This is a genomic window from Arthrobacter oryzae (genome assembly GCF_003634095.1).
Classification (GTDB): domain Bacteria; phylum Actinomycetota; class Actinomycetes; order Actinomycetales; family Micrococcaceae; genus Arthrobacter; species Arthrobacter oryzae.
In genome coordinates this window covers 118576-140302 of the sequence record NZ_RBIR01000009.1, presented here as the reverse complement: position 1 = coordinate 140302, position 21727 = coordinate 118576, and the positions used below count along the sequence as shown (strand labels likewise).

16 protein-coding genes are annotated in these 21727 nt (G+C 64.7%); 7 read left to right on the top strand and 9 right to left on the bottom strand.

Annotation, left to right across the window (positions count from 1 at the left end):
• Positions 1–35: 35 nt before the first annotated feature.
• From C8D78_RS16945 to C8D78_RS16905, 9 genes are all read right to left on the bottom strand, one after another.
• Positions 36–1655: a GMC oxidoreductase gene (locus C8D78_RS16945; protein ID WP_244208457.1), complete on the bottom strand. Its 1620-nt coding sequence runs from the start codon at positions 1653–1655 to the stop codon at positions 36–38.
• Positions 1652–2569 (bottom strand): shikimate dehydrogenase, encoded by a 918-nt coding sequence (gene aroE, locus C8D78_RS16940; protein WP_120955032.1) that lies wholly within the window; start codon positions 2567–2569, stop codon positions 1652–1654. The genes C8D78_RS16945 and aroE overlap by 4 nt, the downstream gene beginning before the upstream one ends.
• 109 nt (positions 2570–2678) lie before the next feature.
• Complete coding sequence (locus C8D78_RS16935; protein ID WP_120955031.1) at positions 2679–3893, bottom strand: glycoside hydrolase family 88 protein; 1215 nt, start codon at positions 3891–3893, stop codon at positions 2679–2681.
• Between the two features lie 55 nt (positions 3894–3948).
• A complete protein-coding gene (locus tag C8D78_RS16930; RefSeq protein WP_120955030.1) occupies positions 3949–5466 on the bottom strand; it encodes an aldehyde dehydrogenase family protein in 1518 nt (505 codons plus the stop codon).
• Between the two features lie 44 nt (positions 5467–5510).
• Positions 5511–6323 (bottom strand): enoyl-CoA hydratase/isomerase family protein, encoded by an 813-nt coding sequence (locus tag C8D78_RS16925; protein WP_120955029.1) that lies wholly within the window; start codon positions 6321–6323, stop codon positions 5511–5513.
• Entirely contained in the window at positions 6320–8587 is a 2268-nt protein-coding gene (locus tag C8D78_RS16920) for a GMC family oxidoreductase (protein ID WP_120955028.1), read from the bottom strand. The genes C8D78_RS16925 and C8D78_RS16920 overlap by 4 nt, the downstream gene beginning before the upstream one ends.
• 33 nt (positions 8588–8620) lie before the next feature.
• Positions 8621–10255 (bottom strand): acyl CoA:acetate/3-ketoacid CoA transferase, encoded by a 1635-nt coding sequence (locus tag C8D78_RS16915; RefSeq protein ID WP_120955027.1) that lies wholly within the window; start codon positions 10253–10255, stop codon positions 8621–8623.
• Positions 10256–10272: 17 nt separating this feature from the next.
• Positions 10273–11283 (bottom strand): Gfo/Idh/MocA family protein, encoded by a 1011-nt coding sequence (locus C8D78_RS16910; RefSeq protein WP_120955026.1) that lies wholly within the window; start codon positions 11281–11283, stop codon positions 10273–10275.
• 9 nt (positions 11284–11292) lie between these two features.
• A complete protein-coding gene (locus tag C8D78_RS16905) occupies positions 11293–12315 on the bottom strand; it encodes a LacI family DNA-binding transcriptional regulator (RefSeq protein WP_120955025.1) in 1023 nt (340 codons plus the stop codon).
• Between the two features lie 272 nt (positions 12316–12587).
• Here C8D78_RS16905 and C8D78_RS16900 point away from each other — a divergent pair, with 272 nt between their 5' ends.
• The 7 genes from C8D78_RS16900 to C8D78_RS16870 all read left to right on the top strand — a co-directional run bounded on the left by C8D78_RS16900 (position 12588) and on the right by C8D78_RS16870 (position 20175).
• Positions 12588–13880, top strand: coding sequence for an ABC transporter substrate-binding protein (locus C8D78_RS16900; RefSeq protein ID WP_120955024.1), 1293 nt, complete (start codon positions 12588–12590; stop codon positions 13878–13880).
• A gap of 80 nt (positions 13881–13960) precedes the next feature.
• Positions 13961–14965 (top strand): carbohydrate ABC transporter permease, encoded by a 1005-nt coding sequence (locus tag C8D78_RS16895; RefSeq protein ID WP_120955023.1) that lies wholly within the window; start codon positions 13961–13963, stop codon positions 14963–14965.
• A gap of 2 nt (positions 14966–14967) precedes the next feature.
• Entirely contained in the window at positions 14968–15876 is a 909-nt protein-coding gene (locus C8D78_RS16890) for a carbohydrate ABC transporter permease (protein WP_120955022.1), read from the top strand.
• A complete protein-coding gene (locus C8D78_RS16885) occupies positions 15873–16832 on the top strand; it encodes a sugar kinase (protein WP_120955021.1) in 960 nt (319 codons plus the stop codon). Before C8D78_RS16890 ends, C8D78_RS16885 begins: the two co-directional genes overlap by 4 nt.
• 70 nt (positions 16833–16902) lie before the next feature.
• On the top strand, positions 16903–17541 hold the full coding sequence (locus C8D78_RS16880; protein WP_120955020.1) for a bifunctional 4-hydroxy-2-oxoglutarate aldolase/2-dehydro-3-deoxy-phosphogluconate aldolase: 639 nt from the start codon (positions 16903–16905) through the stop codon (positions 17539–17541).
• A 120-nt stretch (positions 17542–17661) separates the two neighbouring features.
• Positions 17662–18354: an HAD family hydrolase gene (locus tag C8D78_RS16875; protein WP_120955019.1), complete on the top strand. Its 693-nt coding sequence runs from the start codon at positions 17662–17664 to the stop codon at positions 18352–18354.
• Between the two features lie 351 nt (positions 18355–18705).
• A complete protein-coding gene (locus C8D78_RS16870) occupies positions 18706–20175 on the top strand; it encodes an MFS transporter (protein WP_120955018.1) in 1470 nt (489 codons plus the stop codon).
• Positions 20176–21727: the final 1552 nt, after the last annotated feature.

The following is a 21727-nucleotide window of genomic DNA, read 5'->3' as shown; positions in this document are numbered from 1 at the left end:
GACTTTACCAATCCTCATCCCGAATCCCGGGCAAATCATGCCTCCGGGGCTCTCTGGCGTGCCCGTTCGGTCGCGTCGCCTGCGGCCAGGATAGCGTCCGCGACGCGGAGCGCGTTGGCGGCGATGGTCAGGGCCGGGTTCAACGCTGCGGAGGAGGGAAAGAAGGAGCCGTCCGCGATCCAGAGATTGTCCAGGTCGTGGGCGCGACACTCCGGGGTGAGCACGCTGGAGCGGGGGTCGTGCCCGGCCACGGCGGTGCCGCACTGGTGGGAGTTGGTTTCGATGCCCATGCGTTCGGTGAAAACCACGGGGTAGCCGGCTTTACGTACGGCCCTTTTGACCCGGCGGACCAGCTCCCTGTGGGGCTCGAGGTTGTTCGGCTCCCACCAGATGCGGATTTTGTCGTTGACGATGCTGACACCGTTGCTCCGGCGGGGCAGATCCTCTGTGGTGAGGTAGATATCGATGCTGCGGTCCGACATTGCTTTGAGGACCGGGGTCGGCGCCCAGCTGCGGGCCATTTTGAGCATGCTGGCCCGCAGCTTCCCGAGCATCTGGAGGTTCCCCAGCGGGTACGGGTTGGTGGGTCCGGCTTCGTACCAGTCGTTCAGGCCCAGGGTTTTTTGCCACAGGGTCCTGTTGATCTTGAACGGATTGATACCGATGAAGAAGGTGCTGTTGTGCACCATGTAGTTTCTGCCGACCAGTCCCGAAGAATTGGCCAGTCCACGGGGATGTTCTTTTGTTGCCGATCGCAGCAGCAGCGCTGCCGAGTTCACGGCTCCGGCGGCGAGGATGAACTTGTCGGCTTCAATCCGGATGATCTGGTCATTGCGTTCTGCCAGTGCGGCGACGATGGTACTTCCGTCCGGTCCCGTGATGAGGCGGATGACTTTGGTGTCCGTCATCAGCGTGGCGTTGCTGCTCTCGAGCGCTGGGTTGATGGCGATTTTTTCGGCGTCGGACTTCAGCCCGGCCTCGTTGGGAGCGCCGTCGCTGGTGGCGCAGAGGGCGCGCTTTTCCGGCGTGTCCGCGTCCAGTCCGTTGGCCATCCGGAAGGGATGCAGCCCTTGGCCCCGCAATGAGTCGGCCAGGGCCTGGATGTCCGGTTCATGGTCCAGCGCGGGGTGAGGGTAGGCCTCGGAGTGAACCGGCTCCGTCGGGTCCTCGCCGATCTGTCCGCGGACCTGGAACAGCTGCTCGGCTCGGGTGTAGTACGGTTCGAGGTCGGCGTAGCTGAAGGGCCAGGCCGGGGAAGTCCCGTCGTGGTGTTGAGTTTCTTCGAAATCGCTGGCCCGGAAGCGGGGCAGGCAGGCGCCGTAGACCTTGGTGTTTCCTCCCACCCAGTAGTAGACACCCGGTTTAAAGGGCGCTCCGGTACGCCCGTTGTACCAGGTATCGGCGTTCTTGTAGCGGCCCTTGAGATAGACCTCGTCCAGGTCGGAGTTCTGCGGTTCCGCGGGCAGGCGGTGGCCGCGTTCGATGATGAGGATCTTGGCGCCGGAGTCTTTCAGGGCGTAGGCCATGGTGCCGCCGCCCATACCGGATCCGATGATGGCGATGTCGGTCCGGATCACCTCGTCCGGGAGCACCGGTTCTGCCGGCGCTTGGGGACGGGGTGCCTCTTCGATGGTTTCCCAGGACATGGTGGTCATCGGCTCCGCTGTGCTTCGGCGTGCACGGGGACTAAGGAGGTTGTGGTTGTCATGGTTGGTGATTCCTTCAGGAGTGAGGGCCTTAGGGCAGGTGACGGAGATGATTTCGAGAGGGCCTCGACGACGGCGTTCTGCATGACGTCGACGGGTGCGGGCACGCCGGTGAACTTCTCGAAGGCGAAGGCGCCTTGGAGAACGAGCATGCGGACGCCGTCGATGACGCTCGCGCCGGAATGGGACGCGCGCGCTAGAAAGGGTGAAACGGTGGGCCGTACGACGATGTCCATGACCACTCTCGTGGCGCTGAAGGCGGCGGCAGGCACGGGGACGTCATCGTCGTTGCCATGGCCGGAGGAGGTCGCGTTGATGATCACCTCGCGTGCGGCAGTGCCTGCGTCTTCAAGCGAGCCGCCATATGTGACGCTGAGATCGTCTGGGAGCGCAGTGCCGGTGGCTGAGGATCGGTTGAAGATTGTCACGTCGGCGCCGCTTTTGACCAGGCCGTAGGCAATGGCCCTCGCTGCGCCGCCGGCACCGAGTACGCCGATGCGGGCGTCGCGGAGGTCGCCGTGGTCATTGAGGGCGGCGACAGCTCCAATCCAGTCGGAGTTGTAGCCCACGAGGCGGCCGTCCTGGTTGTGGACGACGTTGACGGCACCGATGGCCGCTGCCACGGGGTCGATCTCGTCGAGACAGGGGATGACGGTTTGTTTGTATGGCTTCGAGACTGTCGCTCCGACGAAGTCCAGGGAGCGGACCGCGTTCATCGCTGCGTCGATGTCTCTCGGTTCGAATGCGAAGTAGCGGAAGTCGATGCCGAGGGCGTTGAACGCCGCGTTGTGCATGACAGGCACCGGGGTGGAGCGATTCGGAAGCGCAAAGCTGCCGCATATACGCGTTGAAGCAGTAATCATTATGGTGTTCCTCTCCGGCAGGAAGATCCGTGTCTTCTTGGCGGCCGCCTTGTCCGGTGTGCGGCTTTCCCGGACAAAGCGGCCCCGTAGGCGTGTCAGCGGAGAAAAATCAGAGCCCTTGATGGGCTTCGGTGAACTGCTGGATCTGGTCCACGGTGTCCAGGAACCAGTAGTCGCCCCACATGACGGATTCGTCGACGCCGAGGTCTTTGCCTTCGTGGTAGCTGCCGTGCTTGAGCACGCCTTCCCATTCCTCGTCGGGGCTGGCGAGGAAGTCACCCTCCGTGAGACGGCGGAGGATGTTCACTGCGTAGTCGGCGTAGACCTGGGCCTTGGTGCGGTCCTGGACGAGGCCGGCGAGCTGCCAGAAGCCTCCTGCTGCGGCTGCCGCGGCCGAGGTTTCGTAGGGCCGGACGGGAGACGGTTCTTCCCAGTCATTGGGGGGAACGAGGCGGTCGCCGGTCTTTTCGATGTAGAAGTCGGCCGCGGCGATGGCTGTATCGAGGAAACGGCGGTCGCCGGTAAAGCGGTAAACCGTGCCGAAACCGTAGAGGGCCCACGCCTGCCCGCGTGCCCACGAGCCGTCGTCGGAGAAGCCCTGCTGGGTGGTCTGCTTCAGGAACGCGCCAGTTTCCAGGTCGAACATGCCCTCGTGGGAGGCGGAGCCGTCCCCGCGCATGAGGAATCGACGAGTGGTCAGGCAGTGGTCCACGGCCTTGCGGGCCATGTCCTGGTCTCCAGTCTGTTGCGCGGCGTAGAGGGCCATGTGAATGTTCATCATGATGTCGATGAACAGGCTGTCGGGCTGCCGGAAGCTGGGCATGTAGTGGCCTGCTTCGCGGTACCTGCTGGCGGTGGTGCGGCCCGCTTCCACCACGACGTCGCGCTTGGCGGTGTCACCGGTGGCTTCGAACCAGCGCCGGTAAGTGGACCAGAAGAGGAAGCCGAGGTCGTGGACGGTGTTATCGCTCTTTCGCTCTTCGATGAGCTCAGAGTAGTGCTCGGCCGCGGCGCGGAAGCGCGCCTGGTCAGTCTGCTCTGCCCGGCGGGACAGCATCCAGAGCTGGCCGCCCAGGAACCCTTCGCACCAGTTGGTCCAGGCCTCGCCGTCGACGACCCACTTGCCGTCCTCGGTGTAGAGGGGGAACCGGTCAGGGTGAGTGGTGATGAGTCCGGTGAGTTTTGCTGAGGCGGTCTTCCAGGCTCTGGCGGCAGCTTCGGCGAACTCTGCCGGGACTTCGTAGCCTGTCGGGAGCGTGAGCGGCAGCATCGTGGGCAGCACGGCGGGCGCGTGTGCCGGGGCGGTGGTGGCGGGGGCGGTCATGTTCGTTTCCTTTGAAGGGTGCGGGAGTTCTGAAGGGTCAGGGGTTTCAGAAGGGTTAGGGGCGCGGGGCGTCGGGGGCGTCGACCCACCGGTTTTCGCGGATGCCGACCTGGAGCTGGATGGTCTTGAGTTCGCTGAACTCGGCCAGGGCCTGGCGGCCCAGCTCACGGCCGATACCGCTGTGTCCGTAGCCGCCGAACGGCACTTCGGGGTACCCGTCCATCCAGCGGTTGACCCAGACCGTCCCGGCGCGAAGGTCCCGTGCCGCGGTCAGGGCTTCGTTGATGTCGTTGCTCCAGATCCCGGCGGACAGGCCGAAGGAGGTGGAGTTGGCGATCCCGATGGCCTCCTCGAGGGTGTCGTAGGGCAGCACGGACAGCACGGGTCCGAAAATTTCGTCTGTGGCGATGGACATCCGGGCGGTGACATCGGTGAAAACCGTGGGCTGGAAGAAGCGTCCGTTGAGGCCGGTGTCGAGCCGGTCACCGCCAGTGAGCAGGTGCGCTCCGGCTGCGCGGCCTTCCGCCACGTAGCGTTCGACGACGGCGAGCTGGGTGTCATTGACAAGGGAACCGACGAGGGTGTCGGCCTTCAGCGGATCGCCGACGCGCATGTGCTTGGCGCGTTCGACGACGGCGGCGGCGAACTCATCGGCAATGGAGCGGTGCACGATGAGGCGGCTGCCGGAGTTGCAGCACTGGCCGACGTTGAAGTACCCGCCGAAGACCCCGGCGTCGACCGCGGCGGTGAAGTCGGCGTTGGCCGTGATGATCTGCGGGTTTTTGCCGCCGAGTTCGAGTTCGACCTTCTTCAGGTCCCGGCCCGCGGCGGAGGCGATGCCCTTGCCGACGCCGGTGGAGCCGGTGAAGCTGATCATGTCGATGCCGGGGTGCTCCGCGATGGCCGCACCGACGATCCGGTCGCCGGTGACAATGTTGACAACGCCGGCCGGGAAGCCCGCTTCACGGATGAGCCGTCCGAGCATCACGGTGGTCGCGGAGGTGCTTTCGCTGGGTTTGACCACGGCGGTGTTGCCAGCGGCGAGGGCGAAGGGAAGTTTCTGGCTGATGATCAACAGCGGGAAGTTCCAGGGCGTGATCATGCCGACGACGCCGATGGGTTCGTGGACGACCATGGCGAGGGTGTCGCGTCCGAGGGCGTTGTGGGCGTCTCCCTGTGTGTTACGGGCGAGGCTGGCCGCGTATTCCCACAGTTCGGCGGTGCCGGCGACTTCGTTGCGTGACTGGGTGATGGGTTTGCCGGTTTCGAGCGTTTCGGCCAGTGCCAGTGCTTCGGCGTCGCGGCGGACGAGGTCGGCGACTTTGAGCAGTAGCTTGGACCGCTCGGAGCCGGTGGACTGCCGCCAGCCGCGGTCTAGGGCCTGCCGGGCGGCGGTGACGGCACGGTTGACGTCGTCCTGTGCGCCCAGGGGGTAGGAAGTGACCTCGACTTCGTGGGCGGGGCTCAGTCGGGTGAACGTTGCACCGTTTTGGGCTTCGGTGTCTTCGCCGTCGATGATCATCGGCCGGTAGGTGGGCTCGACATCGTCGAGCGTGTAACTCTTGGTTTCCATGTCAGCTGTCCTTAGAAAATGTTGCGTGAGTCCGCTGGGCGGTATCAGTTGTCCGTGAAGTGTGCGGCGCGCTTTTCCCGAAAGGCTGCGACGCCCTCGGCCAGGTCATCCGTGGCGGCGGCCAGGCCCCCGGCGAGGGCTTCGAGCACACGGGACGGGGCACCGTCTGCGGCGGCGTCGATCAGCTGTTTGCCCAGCTGCACGGCCAGCGGCGCTCCCGCCAGCAGGTCGGCGCTGAGCCGGTCCACCGCATCTTCCAGGCTGTCCTTGGGAGCGACGGCGGTGGCCAGCCCCCAGGCGAGGGCCTCGTCGCCGGTGAGCTGTCGGCGGGTCAGGACGAGTTCCTTGGCCCGTGCCCGGCCGGCAAGTTCGGTGGCCCGTTCGGTGCCGCCCCAGCCGGGGACGGTACCGAGGCCGGTCTCCGGCAGGGCGATGCGTGTCTCGGCGGCGATCACCCGGAAGTCGCAGGCCAGGGCGAGCTCCAGCCCGCCGCCGAACGCGAGACCGTCGATGACGGCGATGCTCGGCTGGCGCAGACCGGCGAGGGCGTCGAACGCTCGGTGGCCCGTGGCAATCCAGTCCCGCCACATCCCCGCCGCGGACAGGTCGGCGAAATGGTTGATGTCCGCTCCAACGCAGAAGACCTTCTCGCCACCTGTGCGCACGATGACCAGCCGCGCGGCCGAGGCGGCCACTTCCCGCGCTGCCGAGGCCAGGTCGTCGAGAAGTCCAAGCGTAAGGGCATTCAGTTTCGAGGCCCTGTCGATCAGGATGGTCGCGGTGTGGCCGTCCGCGGAGTAGCCGACGGTGACCGTGCCGGTGGCTTCGTTGGTAGCCGGCGTCGTGTCCGTGCTCATGGCTGGTCCTTTCGCTGGCCGCCGAGCTCGCCGGCGAGGTGTTCGGCTGCGCGCATGACGATCGCCCAGATGGTCAGGGTCGGATTGATGCCGGGGCAGCTGGGGAACGCGGCGCCGGAGTACATGTAGAGGTTGCGGGTGTCGTGAACGGCGAGGTTTTCGTCCAGGACGGTGGCCGCGGGGTCGTGTCCGAACCTGGCGCCGCCGAGGTCGTGGCTGGACCCGACTCCTGTGAAGTAGGGGCCCTTCCATGTTTTGGTGGCGCCCATGTCCTTGAGCAGCCCGGTGGCGCGGTCAGCCATCCAGGAGGCGAGTCGGCGTTCATTTTCGCGCAGCCGGTAGGTCACCCGGACCAGCGGCATGCCGAGCCCGGAGGAGTCGCGGTGCCGGGGGTCGATTTCCAGGCGGTGCGAGGCGTAGGGCAGCGCGTCGGGCTGGATCCGGATCACGCCTTGCTGGGACCAGAGCTTCAGGTGGTCCCTGTAGTCGACGCCCCAGCGGCGGACGTCCCCGGGCAGGGTTTCGCGGGCGATCTGCAGGGGCAGGGCCTGCTGTTCCGCGCCGAGGGTGGCGCCGCCGATGAAGCCGTGGTCCAGGGACCTGAAGTCGGGGGAGAGGTAGTCGTCCAGAACGACGCCCTGGGCGGCCGGACCTGTGTGGCGGTTGAATTCGGTGCCAGGGAACAGTGCGTCGACGTGGCCGAACATCTTGGTCATGTAGTGCAGACCGAGCTGGCCGGTGTTGTTGCCGAGGCCGTTCTCGTGGCGGGAGTCTGCCGAGAGGTACATCAGGCGCAGGTTTTCGTAGGTGTAGGCCGAGAGGATGACGGCACGGGCGTACTGGCGGCGCACACGGCCGAGGGGATCGACCCATTCAACGCCGCGGGCGGCGCCGGAGTCATCCATGATGATCCGGGTGACGCGGGAGTGGGTGCGCAGCTCAAAGCTTCCGGTCTCGATGGCGGCAGGAACGGGGCCCAGGCCGGGGTGCCAGCGGTCCCCGCGGAAGGAGCCGAGGCCGTTGTTCCAGGCGCTGTAGCCGGTGGCGGGCCGTCCGCCATAGGACTCGGTGGTGAATCCGACAGGAACAGGGTGCGGATGAAGTCCTGCAGCCTTGGCAGTTTCGGTGAACTTGTTGCCCAGGATGAACGGGCGCGTCGGCGGCAGCGGCAACGGCTTGCTTCGCTTGACGAACGGGTTGGACTCGTCGCCGGCGATGCCGATCAGGTGTTCAAGCTTGGTGTAGAACGGTTCCAGGTCCTCGTAGCTGACGGGCCAGTCGGCCAGCGTGCAGTCTTCAGGCAGCGCACCGGGACCGTACAGGCCGTCATAGTGGCTCTTGGGGGCGAACTGCCAGGGGTGGAAGCGGCGCAGCCAGGACCCGTAGTGCCCCGCGGACCCGCCGACGCCGTTGACCATCCGGCCGAGGGAGAAGGTCGCCTCGCGGCTGTCTTCCTCGTCGGCTGACTCCCGCCAGCGCGGGGTCTCCTGCTGGAATTTCGGGCCCAGCCCGCCCCGGGTGTAGTAGGCGTGTTCAAGTTCGTCGGGGAGGAACTCATCAAGCGGCCGGAACGGTCCCGCCTCCAGACCGACCACACTCAGGCCGGCTTCGGCGAAGACCTGGGCGCTGAGCCCGCCCATCGCGCCGACGCCGACGAGCAGAACGTCCACCTCATCCGTCATCTGCGGGTTGACAGCGTTTTCGTAGCCGAGCTGCTTGAGCCTGTGGCCGTCGGTATCGCGGGGGATTTCCTGCATGGCGTCCGCGAGGGTCTTGATGACCCCGCCTTTAGTCACGTGCTCGGCGCTGAGGTTCTCTTCTACAGAGTTTTCCAGCCAGACGCCGGGGTGCCTGAGGAACTTCCAGCCGGCGGCGTTCCTGTTTCCTCCGTGGGCCGGGTCGGCGAACAGGCCTTCCTGCAGGTGGGCCACGACCTGGCTGAAAAGCTCCCTTTGTTCCTTCGCGGGCAGCGTGCCGGTCAGTTCGCCCTGCTCGAGCAGGATCAGCACGTCCGTGCGTTCGTCCAGGGTCAGCGCAGCGAAGTTCCGTCCGTGCTGCTCTTGGGCATAACGGTCCAAGGCGCCGAAGAGCCACTGGTACTTGGGCAGGTGCTTGCGGCCGTAGCCTTCGAGCGTCAGGTCCAGGTATTCGGTGACCCCGGCCTCCCGGACGTCCGGGCTGTCGCCGTCCGAGGGAAACATCGTCTCGAACAAGGCGTCGGCGAGTTCGGTTTCATACGGGGTCAGAATGCGGAAGCTTTTCATCACAGGAGTCCTTTCAGGCGGTTCGGCCGGGCGTCAGCGCACGGCCGCAGAGGTGTTGCGCTGTTCGATCCGCTCGTGCAGCGGCAGCGTGGGAAGGTGCAGGCCAACCGGGGCGTCGGCGAACAGTGCGAGGTCCATGGTGCGCAGATCTTTGGAAACGATCAGGGGGAATTCGCAACGGTCCAGGACGTCGTTTTGCAGGTCGATGCCCGGGGCGATTTCGGTCACGACCAAGCCGTCGGGAGTCAGTTCCAGCACCGCACGTTCGGTGATGTACTTGACCTTCTGGCCCCGGGCGAGGGCCCGGGGCCCGGAGAACGTGACGGCGGAGACGTCGGTGACGAGCTTGGTGAAGGGCCCGTCGGAGCGGATGTCCAGGCCCGTCTCGCTGGCCCCTATGTCACGGCGCCCGGCGGTGAAGGCTCCCATGAACACGATTTCCGGGGCCGAGGAGGTGATGTCGGCGAAGCCGCCGACACCTGCGGTGACGTGGCGCTTTTTGGGCAGGTGGTGGACGTTGACGTTGCCGTGCCGGTCAATTTCCAGGAAGGAGAGCAGCGAGCGGTTGAACCCGCCGCCCTGCAGGAGCGTGAACTGGTCGATGCTGGGCATGATCGCGTCGGGGTTCTGGGCGCATCCGAACGCGAAATCCAGCAGCGGGATACCGCCGACGGCGCCTTGTTCGATGACCCAGCTGATTTCCTGCCCCTGATTTTCTTCGACCAGGATGTGGGGTACGAGGGCGGAAACGCCGAAGCCGAGATTGACGATTTCGCCGGCCTTCAGTTCCTGGGCGGCGCGGCGGGCCGTGATTTTCTCAAGGGAGAACCCCACGTGGGGCAGCGAACTGAGGGGCCGGCGCAGTTGTCCGGAGATGGCCGGGTCGTTGGGGGTCAGGGTGGTCTGCAGCTGGTCTTCCGCGATGACAATGGCGTCCACGAGGATGCCGGGGACCTTGACGTGCTGGGGGTGCAGGCTCCCGGCCTCGGCGAGGCGCTTGACCTGCGCGATGACAACGCCTCCGTTGTTGTGCGCGGCGTAGGCCAGGTCCAGGGCTCCGAGAGGGGAGCCTTCGTCCTCGAAAGTCAGGTTGCCGTATTCGTCGGCGGTGGTGGCACGGATGATGGCGACGTTCGGGACGACGGAGGGAAAGAACAGCCATTCCTGACCGGCCACGGTGGCAGTTTCGACATGGGCGGCCGGGGTGGCGTCGTTCATCCGGCCGCCCTGAAGACGGGGGTCGATGAACGTGTCGAGCCCGACCTGGGTGAAGACGCCGGGCTGTTTCGCGGCGGCGGTGCGGTGCATCTGGTAAATGACGCCGGAGGGAAAGTTGTACGCCTCCACCTCGTCGCGTTCGATCATCTGCCAGATCAGGGGCGGCTCGGCGCTGGAGGGGCCGGAGGGGTAGGACCCGGCGATGACCTTCCGGAGCAGACCGGGACGGGCGATGTGGTCGATGCCCTTGACGCCGTACATGTCGCCGGCGGCGATAGGGTGCACCGAAGTCAGGTTGACCGGGTGCGAGGTTTCCTCGAAGCGCTGACCGATGCCTGCCAGGACGGCGTCCGGGCAGCCCAGTGCACTGGAGGAGCTGACGGTGATCACGTCTTCGTCGTTGATGAGGTCCGCTGCCTCGCGGGCCGAGAGGATCTGTACTTTCTGCATGATGTTCTTCCTGGCTGTTAGTTGATGTGGACGGTGCGTCCGGAGGTTGCGGATTCCTGGGCGGCGAGGGCGACCTTGAGAGCCATCAGGCCGTCCCGGCCGGTCGCCGTTGGGACACCGGTGCCGTCGACGGCGGCGGTGAAGGCCCGCAGACCGATGACGTAGAGGTCCTCTGAGCAGTCGACGTCGACGGACCTGACGCCGGATCCGGTGGTGAGGACGAGCTGTCCCTGGGTGTCTTGGGTCATGGCATCGATGACCTGAATGGTGCCGTCCGTGCCGTGGACTTCCAGGCTGGTCCCGGCATATCCGACCGTAAAGGAGTCATGGGTCTGGGCCAGAACCGGCGCCTGACTGTTGTTCTCGTAGCGGATGACGGTCATGGCGGCATCTTCCTGACCTCCGGTGTTCCATTCGGCTTGCCGGACGGCCAACGCGGTGACGGCAACGGGCGTGCCCAGCAGGGGGTTCAGGACCGACGCGTCGTGGCAGGTGATGTCCAGGATGACTCCGCTGCCGGGGGTCCCTTGACCGAGCCGCCAGCCGCGCAGCCGTTCGGGCAGCAGGACGGCGTGCGCAATTTTGGCTGAGAGGACGGTGCCGATCGTCCCGGCGGCGACGAGCTCCCGGGTTTTCGCGTGCAAGGGGCTGCCGGGCAGGTGGTGGTTGGCGGCAAGAATCAGGCCGGTTTCCTCTGCGAGCTTGACCATCTCCTCGGCCTGGGCGGCTTCCAGGGCGAGGGGTTTCTCGCACAGGACGTGCTTTCCTGCCCCCAGTGCCCCCATTGCCTGGTCATAGTGCCAGACATTGGCGGACGAGATGTACACGGCGTCGATGTCCCAGCCCAGCAGCTCGTCCAGGTCGGTGGTGAACCGGGCCAGGCCGTGGCTCGCGGCGAAGTCTCCGGCCCGCTCGGGTGATCCGCTGACGACGCCGACAACGTCGCCGCCGCTGGCACGGATTGCGGCGATGACCCGGGTGGCAGCGATATCGCTGGCGCCGATCAGACCCCATTTCAGTGCTGGCATGGTGTTCTCCTAGGTTCGGGGTCGCCATTGGGCGGTGGAGGCCCTGATTTTCAGGGCCGGTTCGACGAGGGAGCGCTGTGGTCGCAGTGAGGGGTCGCGGATACGGTTCAGCAGCAGCTCTGCTGCCTGGTGTCCGATCAGTTCCGGGTACGTGGACACCGAAGTCAGCGGCGGCAGCAGCAACTCGGCCATGGCGATGTCATCAAAGCTGGCCACGGAGATGTCCCGGCCGGGTTCAAGGTTTCGCCGGCGCAATTCGGCGTAGATTCCGATCGCGACCGCATCGCTGTAGGCGATGATGCAGTCCGGCCAGATGCCCTGGTCCAGGACCCGGGCCACACCCTCCGAGCCGCCGGCAGCATTGTTAGTGGTCGCGGCAGCCGAGAGGGACGAATCGAAGACCACGCCGCTTCCGGTGAAACCGGTTTCCAGGCCTTCAATGCGTTCAGTGCGGGCCGACGAGCGTTCCGGGCCGCCAATCAGCACCGCCGAGGCTGCACCCAGGGAGGACACGTGCCGGGCCAGCTGCTGACCCGCGGCAATGTTGTCGGGCCCGACGTAGTCCAATTCTTCTGAGAAGTAGCGCGCAACCTGAAGTACCGGGACGGAGGAGCGGTCAATGATGCCGCAGACAGCGTTCAGTTCAGATCCCGTGGCCGGCAGCAGCAAGATGCCGTCGACCTGTTGCTGCACCATGGTCTCCAGCTGCAGGGACTGTCGCTCCACGTCATCGCGGCTGTAGCCGACAAGCAGGGTGTAGCCGGCTGTATGGGCGGCCTCTTCAATGGTCATGGTCAACCCGGCAAAGTAGGGATTGCGGATATCGGTCACGATCAGTCCGAGGGTCATGGATTCGCTGCGCCGCATGTTTGCCGCATGCCTGTTGTAGACATAGCCCAGTTCCGTCATCGCCAGCCGGACGCGCTCCGCCGTCGTCTCCGGAATCTTCGGGCTGCCCCTCAGTACCAGGGAGGCGGTAGATCGAGATACTCCCGCAGCCCTACTTACGTCGTTCAGAGTCACTGTTTTCATTGCTCTTGCACCTCCTTCCCTGATCATTTCAATATTTCTATCACGTTTCGACGACCTTTGGTAGACCGATCTAATGGAAATCTACCAGACTTAATTCCCTAGATTCAAGGGATACCAGCCGCTCAACTCTGCGACGCTGCCGTCAGCGAGGCCGCACTCGGGCGCTTGGGAAAGAAACTATTGCATCGATCTACTTAACTATGTAATCTGGACCACAACGCAGGCTCTAGCCGGGCCTTATCCGGCGTCTGACAACCCAAAGGAGAGTAGTCATGCGTGCACCAAGCAAGCTCAAGATCTCGCTGGCCGTAACGGCGGCGGCAAGCCTTATTGCAGTAACCGGATGTTCCGCCAACCAGCCCTCCGAAAGCTCCGCCAGTGGCGGCTCCGACAAGCTCGAAATCACCTCTTGGTGGACCTCCGGTTCCGAGGCTGACGCCTTGAATGTTCTGATCGATGGCGTGAAGGCAGCGAAACCGGGGCTGTCCGTGGATAACGCCGCGGTTTCCGGCGGCGGCGGCGCCAACGCACGGCAGGCACTGGCCGCGCGGCTTCAGGCCGGCAGCCCCCCGGATTCCTGGCAGGTGCACCCGGCCGGACAGCTCAAGAGCTACGTTGACGGCGGCCAGGTCGCGGATCTGACTGAGCTGTGGACGCAGAACAATTGGGCCTCCCAGATGCCCAAGGACGTGGCCGCGGCCCAGCAGGTGAACGGCAAGTACTACACCGTCCCGATCGGGGTGCACCGCGGCAACGTGCTGTGGACCAACCCCGCCGTGCTCGCCAAGGCCAACGTCAAGATCGACCCCGCAGCCGGCGTCGACGGGCTGATCGCCAGCCTGAAGCAGGTCCAGGCCAGCGGGGCCACCCCCGTCTGCCTGGGCGACAAGGACATCTTCGCGTCTGCTGAGTTGCTGGAGTCCGTCATCATGTCGCGGACCGGTGCCGATAACTGGAAGAAGCTCTTCACCAACGAGTACTCCTTTGATGCACCAGAGGTGAAGCAGGCGCTGGCGGACTACAAGACGATCTTGTCTCTGGCCAACAAGGACCACTCCGCCATCACCTGGGATGAAGCAGCGAAGAAGATGGCCAATGGGGCCTGCGCAGTCAACCTCATGGGGGACTGGGCCTACGGCGAGCTGGTCAACGGCGGGAAGAATCCCGGTAAGGACTTCACCTGGGTGACCTTCCCCGGAAAGGAAGACATCTTCGACTACGTCGGTGACGGATTCTCCATTCCCGCGAACAACATCCCGCACGCGGACGCGGCAAACGCTTGGCTGAAGACGCTGATGGATCCCAAGATCCAGACTGAGTTCGCGGCGAAGAAGGGCTCCATCCCCGCCTTGAAGTCCGCCGACATCTCCGGTCTGTCCGAGTACCAGAAGGAGGCCGCTAAGAGCTTCGCTTCCGCCGAGGTCGTTTCCTCCCTGGCCCACGCCCAGGCCGCAGGAGCGGAATTCGCCCAGACCTACGCCGACGCTGTTTCCACCTTCAACGGCAGTGGAAACATCGATGCCTTCATCGCCAGCATGACGCAGGCGCAGAAGACCCAGCTGTAATAGCCGGTCATCCAACCAAGTCGCCAAGGGTGTGGCTGCGGCGCACTGCGGCCACACCCCCGGACAGGATCAGTTCTCACATGACAACATCAACAGCACAGCCAACGCCGGTGGATCCCGATCCCCGGTCAAGGAAACAAGTACCGCACAACGTCAGGACTTCCCGTAAGGCAGCCTGGATCTTTGCCCCCAGCCTGCTGGTCAGCTTCCTCTTCGTCTACGTTTTCATCGGCATCACCGCCTATATCTCCCTCTCCAACTGGAAAATCGGCACGAGCCCGAATATGAGCCTCCGCCAGCCGCTGGGGGCCACCTATGGCGAGCTGGTCCAGGAACAGCGCTTCCAGGCCGACATCCGCAATGTGGTGGTCTTCACCGTGATCTTCCTGCTCCTGGCCATCCTTGGCGGACTCGTCGCGGCCCTCTTCATCCACCACGTGGCCGCCGGCAAGGGCCTGTTCCGGACGGTCTTCCTGCTGCCCTATGCCCTGTCCTTCATCGTCACCGGTGTGGCCTGGCGCTGGATCTTCGCACCGTCCACCGGCGTCAATGAAATCCTGCGGAACATGGGGATCCAGAACCCGCCAGGCTGGACCACCGACCCCACCATCCTGGGGGCATTGAATGATCCCTCCGGAACGGACTTCCTGAAAGTCCAGCTCGGCATTCCGGTGGCACTGCTGCCAATCATTTTCGCCGCCGCCTGGCAGCTGGTCGGCTTCGCCATGGCCATGTACCTCGCCGGCCTCGCCTCCATCCCCGAAGAACACCTCGAAGCCGCCAATGTGGACGGCGCCAACATCTGGCAGCGCCTGCGCTACATCGTGCTGCCGCAGTTGTGGCCTTCTACAATCACCTGCTTCGTGCTCCTGCTCCACGTGGCCCTGAAAATCTTCGACCTCGTCGTCGCCATGTCAGGATCCGGCCCCGGCTTCGTCACCGACGTCCCCGGCATCTACATCTACAACTACCTCACCAGCCGTTACGACAAAGCCTCGGCAATGGCGATCATCCTGCTCCTGCTAACCCTCGTGGTGATCGTCCCCTACCTCGTACGCGGATACCGGAAAGAGCGAAAGGCATAGCAATGGCCGTCGAAACCCTCGAACCGACCACGTCCCGGGCCGCCCGCGCGGCGCGCCGCCGCCCCGGAAAACGGGCCCCCAAGCCCCGGTCCTGGAGCATCCCCAAGACTGCAGGCGGATGGATCATCCTGGCAATCTGCTCCATCGCCACCCTGGGAATGCTGGTGCCCGTGTACGTCATCATCGCCACGGCACTCTCCGGAAACACCGGGGCGCCCAGCTTCTTCCTCGCCTTCCCTGACGCGCCGAGCCTGGATGCCTTCAAGGGTGCCTGGACAAAACTCCACGGGTCCCTTGCCAACTCCCTGCAGATCACCATCCCGGCCGCCCTGATCTCGTGCTTCCTTGGCTCGATCAACGGCTACATCCTCGCCAAGTTCCCGTTCAAGGGCTCCAACGCCCTCTTCACGGTGCTGCTGGTCGGCATGTTCATTCCCTTCCAGGCCGTCATCATCCCGGTGTTCCAGTTCTTGAACATGCTGCACCTGCAGGGAAGCATTGTCGGCCTGATCCTTGTCCACATCATCTATGGCATCCCGATCACCACGCTGATCTTCCGCAACTACTACGAGGGCATTCCCAGCGCCATCATCGAAGCGGCAGCCATCGACGGCGCAGGGATCTGGAAAACCTACTTCCGCGTGATGCTCCCGCTCTCCGTGCCCGGTTTTGTCGTCGCCGGAATCTTCCAGTGCACCAACATCTGGAACGACTTTCTCTTCGGGTTCATTCTGGCCTCCCCGGCCGCGTGGCCGGCCACCGTGACCCTGAACAACCTCATTGGCACCACCACCGTCAACTACTCCGAACTCATGGCAGGCGCAGTCCTCGTCGCCGCACCCACCGTCCTGCTGTACCTCGTCCTGGGCAAGTTCTTCGTCGGCGGTCTCACCGCAGGAGCCGTCAAATGATTTTGGACGTGCTCTGTGTCGGAGAGACCATGGCCGTGGTCACCCCGGCAAAGCCCCAGCCGCTGAGCGAAGCCGAGGAATGCCTGTTGGGATTTGGCGGAGCAGAATCCAATGTCGCCGCGCACCTGGCCGAATTCGGCTACCGGGCCGGATGGGCCAGCCGCCTCGGCCTGGACCCGTTTGGTGAGCGGATCCAGGCCGGCCTGGCCGCCCGGGGCGTGGACGTCAGACTCGTCACCCGCGACAGCACCGCCCCAACGGGCGTGTACTTCAAGGACCCCGACCTGGGCCACGGTGCCAGGACGCTCTATTACCGGTCCGGATCAGCGGCCTCGGCCATGGCGCCGGAGGATGCCGGGACCTGGTCGCTGGAGCAGACCGGCTGGATCCACACCAGCGGCATCAACGCCGCCCTCTCGGACAGTTGCTCGGCACTGACCGAGCACCTCCTCGACCGAGCCGAACCGACGGGCTACAAGGTCTCCTTCGACGTCAACTACCGACCCGCCCTCTGGAGCGTCGACGCCGCCGGGCCGCGCCTGCGGGAACTGGCCGGCAGGGCAACGGTGGTCCTCGTCGGACTCGATGAAGCAGAAACCCTGTGGGGCTGCACCACCGCCGAAGAAGTCTCCATCCTCCTGCCGGGCCCCCGATATCTCGTCATCAAGGACTCGGCAACCGAAGCCGTCGAATTCGTCCGGGAACGGACAGGGGAGCAAAGCATCTGCCGGGTGCCGGCCCACCGGGTCGACGTCATCGAGCCCGTAGGCGCCGGGGACGCTTTCGCTGCCGGCTATCTTGCGGGACTTCTCCGCGGAGACAAACCTGCGGACAGACTCGCCCTGGGTCACTCCTTTGCCGCCTGGACCCTGGGCACCCGCGCCGACTACCGCCCCGGCCACGGAACCAGACCCCGCACCTACGGCCCAGGACAACATCACGCAGACGTGAGCTGAACGCACCCGCAACCCCGGGTAAAACCCGCACCGCAGCACCATCTGGCCGCACCATCTGAAAGAGAATACCTTGGCACACACACTGCTCAACGACTGGTTCGACGACGACTTCTTCCGGGTCCCGATCATCGCCGTCCTCCGCGGCCTCACGCCAGGCGACGCCGTGCGCTCCGCCACCCGGGCATGGGACGCCGGCGTCCAGCACGTCGAAGTCACCATCGAAATACCCGAAGCCGTCCCAACCCTCGCAGCAGTGGCCAGCGCCGCCGCCGAGCGCGGAGTGGCGGTCGGCGCCGGCACCATCATCCGAATCGAACAACTGGACGCCGCCGCGTCCGCCAACGCCTCCTTCACGGTCTCCCCGGGTCTGGATGAAGGCGTCATTCAGGAGAGCATCCGCCGCGGCATCCCGCATCTGCCGGGCGTGGCCACAGCGAGCGAAATCCTCCGCGCCAAGGCCTTCGGCCTCACCTGGCTCAAAGCCTTCCCCGCCTCGGCCCTCGGCCCCGACTGGATCAAAGCCATGAAGGGTCCCTTCCCCGACGTCCAGTTCATCGCCACCGGGGGGATGAAAGCCGCCACCGCCCCCGCGTATCTCGCCGCCGGAGTTAGCGTCGTCGGGCTGAGCTCCGACTTCTCCTCCGACGCGGGCGCCAAGTCTGTCCGCGAGCTCCTTGCCTCCGTCACAGCAACGAACGCGGCACCCTGACACCCGGCCACCAAAATCCCCGCCGCCGGAACGGTCGAGGCCCGCGGGCGGCGAGGAATATCATCACAGAAGACGCAGAAAACCGGCTCCAACGCCGGACGCACAGGAACGGACAGCGCCATGACCGCAGAAACCGAACGCGATCTCCAAGCGGTCCTGTGGGACATGGACGGCACCCTTGTTGATACGGAGCCGTACTGGCTGGCAGCACAGGGCGAAATTGCGCGACAGCACGGCCTCAACTGGACGACCCAGGACGCCCACGCAACCGTTGGACAGGCCATGCCCGTCTCAGCGGCACTACTTCAGCAACGTGGGGTTGCTCTCTCGGCAGAGGAAATCATCAACGATCTCCTCGAACGGGTCGTGGCAAAGCTGGAAGGGGGCATTCCCTGGCTCCCCGGCGCGGAAAGGATCCTGGCCGACCTCGCCGCCGCGCACATTCCCTCCGCTCTGGTCACCATGGCCTTCAGCCCCGTCGCCACACGCGTGGCCGCGTCAGCGCCCATCGGGACCTTTCATGCTGTGGTCGCAGGAGACGCCGTCCCGCAGGGCAAACCCCACCCCGCTCCCTACCTGGCCGCAGCAGAACTCCTCAATGTCCATCCCTTCCATTGCGTCGCTGTAGAGGATTCGGTAAGCGGCACCACCAGCGCACAAGCCGCAGGAATGGAAGTCGTGGTGGTCCCTGGAGTCGTCCAGCCTCCCCACGGGCCCGGCCGCCACTTCGTCAGTTCCCTTGAAAACGTCACCGTCGAAAACCTCCGCGACATACTCCGTGGCCCTAATGGCCGCGACGTCAGCCGCGACTGACGATCGGCCCAATGTTCACCACACGAAGATCATTCCAATGGTAGACCGATCTACTAAGTGCTTCAGGCCTATATTTGTTGCGACGTTTGGACTTGGGAACTCGTCACAGCGACGAATTTTAGAGTTTTTTGACAGATTCTATTGCATCGATCTACTAACGTCGATAACGTTAACGCAAACGCTGCGGCGAAGAACAGCCGGACCCACATGAAAGCGGGCCGTTCGGCGGATTCCTCCTCCACGACGGGGACAGCCGGCAGCAGCCGCCCCAGTGCGCTGCCGGACGCAGGCGACACCGTCAGCACGCCTCATCGGCATCGAAACTTCGCCCCTCACGATAGGTAATTCACCATGTCAGTTAACGACGACGTTATGGACACCCCGGTCACTGCGGTGACCCGCACGGACCTGCTCCGTGCAGCCTGGGCAAGTTCTTTGGGCAGCGCCTTGGAGTACTACGACTTCGCCCTCTACAGCTTGGCCTCCGCCCTGGTTTTCGGCCCGCTCTTCTTCCCCGGGACCAACCCCTCAACGGGTCTGATCCTGAGCTTCGGCACGTACTTCCTGGGCTTCGCAGTGCGGCCTCTGGGCGGAATCATCTTCGGTCGCCTCGGCGACCGGGTGGGACGCAAATTTGTGCTGCTCGCAACTATCACTCTTATGGGCGGCGCCAGCACGCTGATCGGTGTCCTGCCGACCTTCAACGGCTCCGCCGGTGACTGGTACGGCGGGGGAGTCGGCATCCTCGCGCCGATCCTGCTCATCGTCCTGCGCCTGCTCCAAGGCCTGGGAGCGGGTGCTGAAATGGCCGGCGCGTCGATTCTCATGACCGAGTACGCCCCGCGAAAGGAACGGGGCTTCTACGCCTCCCTTCCATTCCTGGGAGTCCAGGTCGGAACGGTCACCGCTGCGCTGGTCTACTTCCTCCTCCTCAATGCCAACCAGACGACCAAGATCACCGACACCTGGCTGTGGCGCACCCCCTTCATCGCCAGCGCTGCCATCCTCATGGTCGCCATCTTTATCCGTCTGAAGCTCAAAGAGTCCCCAACATTCACCAAGCTCGAGGCCCACGAAATGATCGTTGACAAGCCCCTCGCGACGTTGCTCAAAACCTCCCGCCCAACCCTTCTGCGCGGCATTGGACTCCGCCTGGCGGAGAACGGCTCGTCCTCGATCTACCAGGCACTCGCCATCGCCTACGTCACCAGCGCAGCGGTAGGAGTAAAGGGTCCGATCAGCGCGTTGTCGCTCGTGTTCGCCGCCGCCCTGGGCGCCCTCGTCGTTCCGATCGCCGGCAAGCTCTCCGACCACTTCGGACGCGTCAAGACCTACCGCGCCTTCGCCATCTTCCAGCTCCTCGCCGCATTCCCCATCTGGTACGTGCTCAGCCTCGGAGACACTGTCCAGACCATCGTCGTACTCTCCCTCGGTCTCGGCATCGGCACCTGGGGCATGTTCGGCGCACAGAGCGCATTCATGTCAGAACTCTTCAGCGCCCGTCAGCGGTACCTCGGCGTTTCCGTCGCCCGAGAGATCTCCGCCGTCATCTCCGGCGGAATTGCACCTCTGGTTGGTGCCTGGATCATCTCTCTGGTGATTGCGGGGGATGGAGGTCCCGGCGTTCCCCAAGCCGGATCGGGCGCATGGCTGCCCATCGCCGGCTACCTGTCCCTGCTGACGGTCATCACCATCGCGGCCACGTTCTTCACCCCCGAAACCATCGGCCGCGACCTCGACGACCCTCGAGACGCCATCAACGACCCCGCAACGCTGCAGGGACACCGGGCCGCGGTGTACACCGACCGGGTTTCAGCGTAGAAAAAAAGATGCTTCCCCTGCCGCGGCTGCGAGCCGCCGCAGGGGAAGGCACTATCGGCCACGGTCCCACGACCCGAGCCAGCAGCGCAACTCACTGCACTGCAACTAATAGCAGGCCATCGAAGGACGGAGACAACAAAATGACTGCAACCCCAAGCGGTGCTTTTCCGGACCGCGACACCTTTACCAGCCCGGCGACAGCCCACCTCGGACAGGGACGCCGGACCGCGAAGGGGGAGTGGATGGCTGTGGACAATTACGGCAGGCCGGTTGCCACGATTTGGTCGCCCTATCTTGGGCACCCGCACACCTTCCGCTGCGATCCACTGCCCCACGCGCGCTACGTCGACGCCGTAGAGGCTGACGACTTTTCAGTTGTCCTCGACTACGCGCTAAGTAACTTCAGTCCGGCACAGTAACGCTGCCGAGCGTTGTTACGCGCCTCTGGAGGGAAAGTAATCGCAGCGGATAAGCGTCGAACTCGTCAGGCGAGCGGTTCCGTCACGTGATCACGGCCCCCGGGCCGACGATGCAACTACAGGGAGATTGTGTGAGCTGTCCGCCTACGGATCCGAACACACCTTCGCTGCCCTCTTGGAATGAGGCCGCGTATCCGTCCACGCGGAACCTTCTTTGAGTTAACACGGTCCCTTTAACACCTGATCACTCCAGGGATTTGCGTTGGGGGCGGGGGCGTAGCGAACGCACGCTACGGGGTGGTGCCGGTTGGGCACTCGGCCTGTGGCGTGGCTTGGTTGGACCCGGACGGGACCCACTGTCCTGGCCGAGAATGCAAGAAGCGGCGACGGCCCGGGTTCGGGCGGGAATGCTGGTAACTGGCCAAATTGGGGTGTGTACAAAGTACACACTTTGGGCTTCGGATCGGGTCGTACTGGTGCCGGATCGGGCCGGATTCCGCATGTTTCCGGGGGAGCCCAGTGTTCGCGCGGGTTGGAATGCAGTTCGAGTCCCACCTCGGGCACGTGTTTTCCCTGTTCAGGGGCTTGTGGGCCTCTGAGTGTGTACAAATCTCCTTTTATGGGCCCCTGCGGGGCCCATTCTTGTTGGTGGCGGCTGGTCTGGCGGTTCCTTCTCTTGGCTTGAACAGCGGTGTTGCTGCTTACACCTTCATGGCCGGGAGCGCCTGGAACTGCATGACCTGCTGAGACTTGGCGATCAAATCCTCAAGTTCTTCCCTCGCAGCCGGAACTCCTGGGACACTCTCGTCGTGGTCTCCATGATGTTCTCGAGCATCGGGTGGGCCCTGGGGGAACCGATGGAGTTTGGTGACGGCCAGGGTGCCGCCGGCCAGGTCAGCCGCCAGGGCGTCGTTTAGTCCCGGCCGCTCCCGTTCCCTCCGGTCACGCCGTGGCCACCATTGGTCGGGCCTTCGGGGTCGTCCAGACCCGCAAGCCCCTGGCGCCGCGCCGCAAGGTCCTGTTCGTGGGTGGAGGTCCGGGCCTAGCCGATGACCTGCGCCGGCAGGTGCACCTGTCGCGGTTGTCGAACCTGAGCGGGACCGTCGTGCGGGCGGGTGTGCGCGAATCCAGGA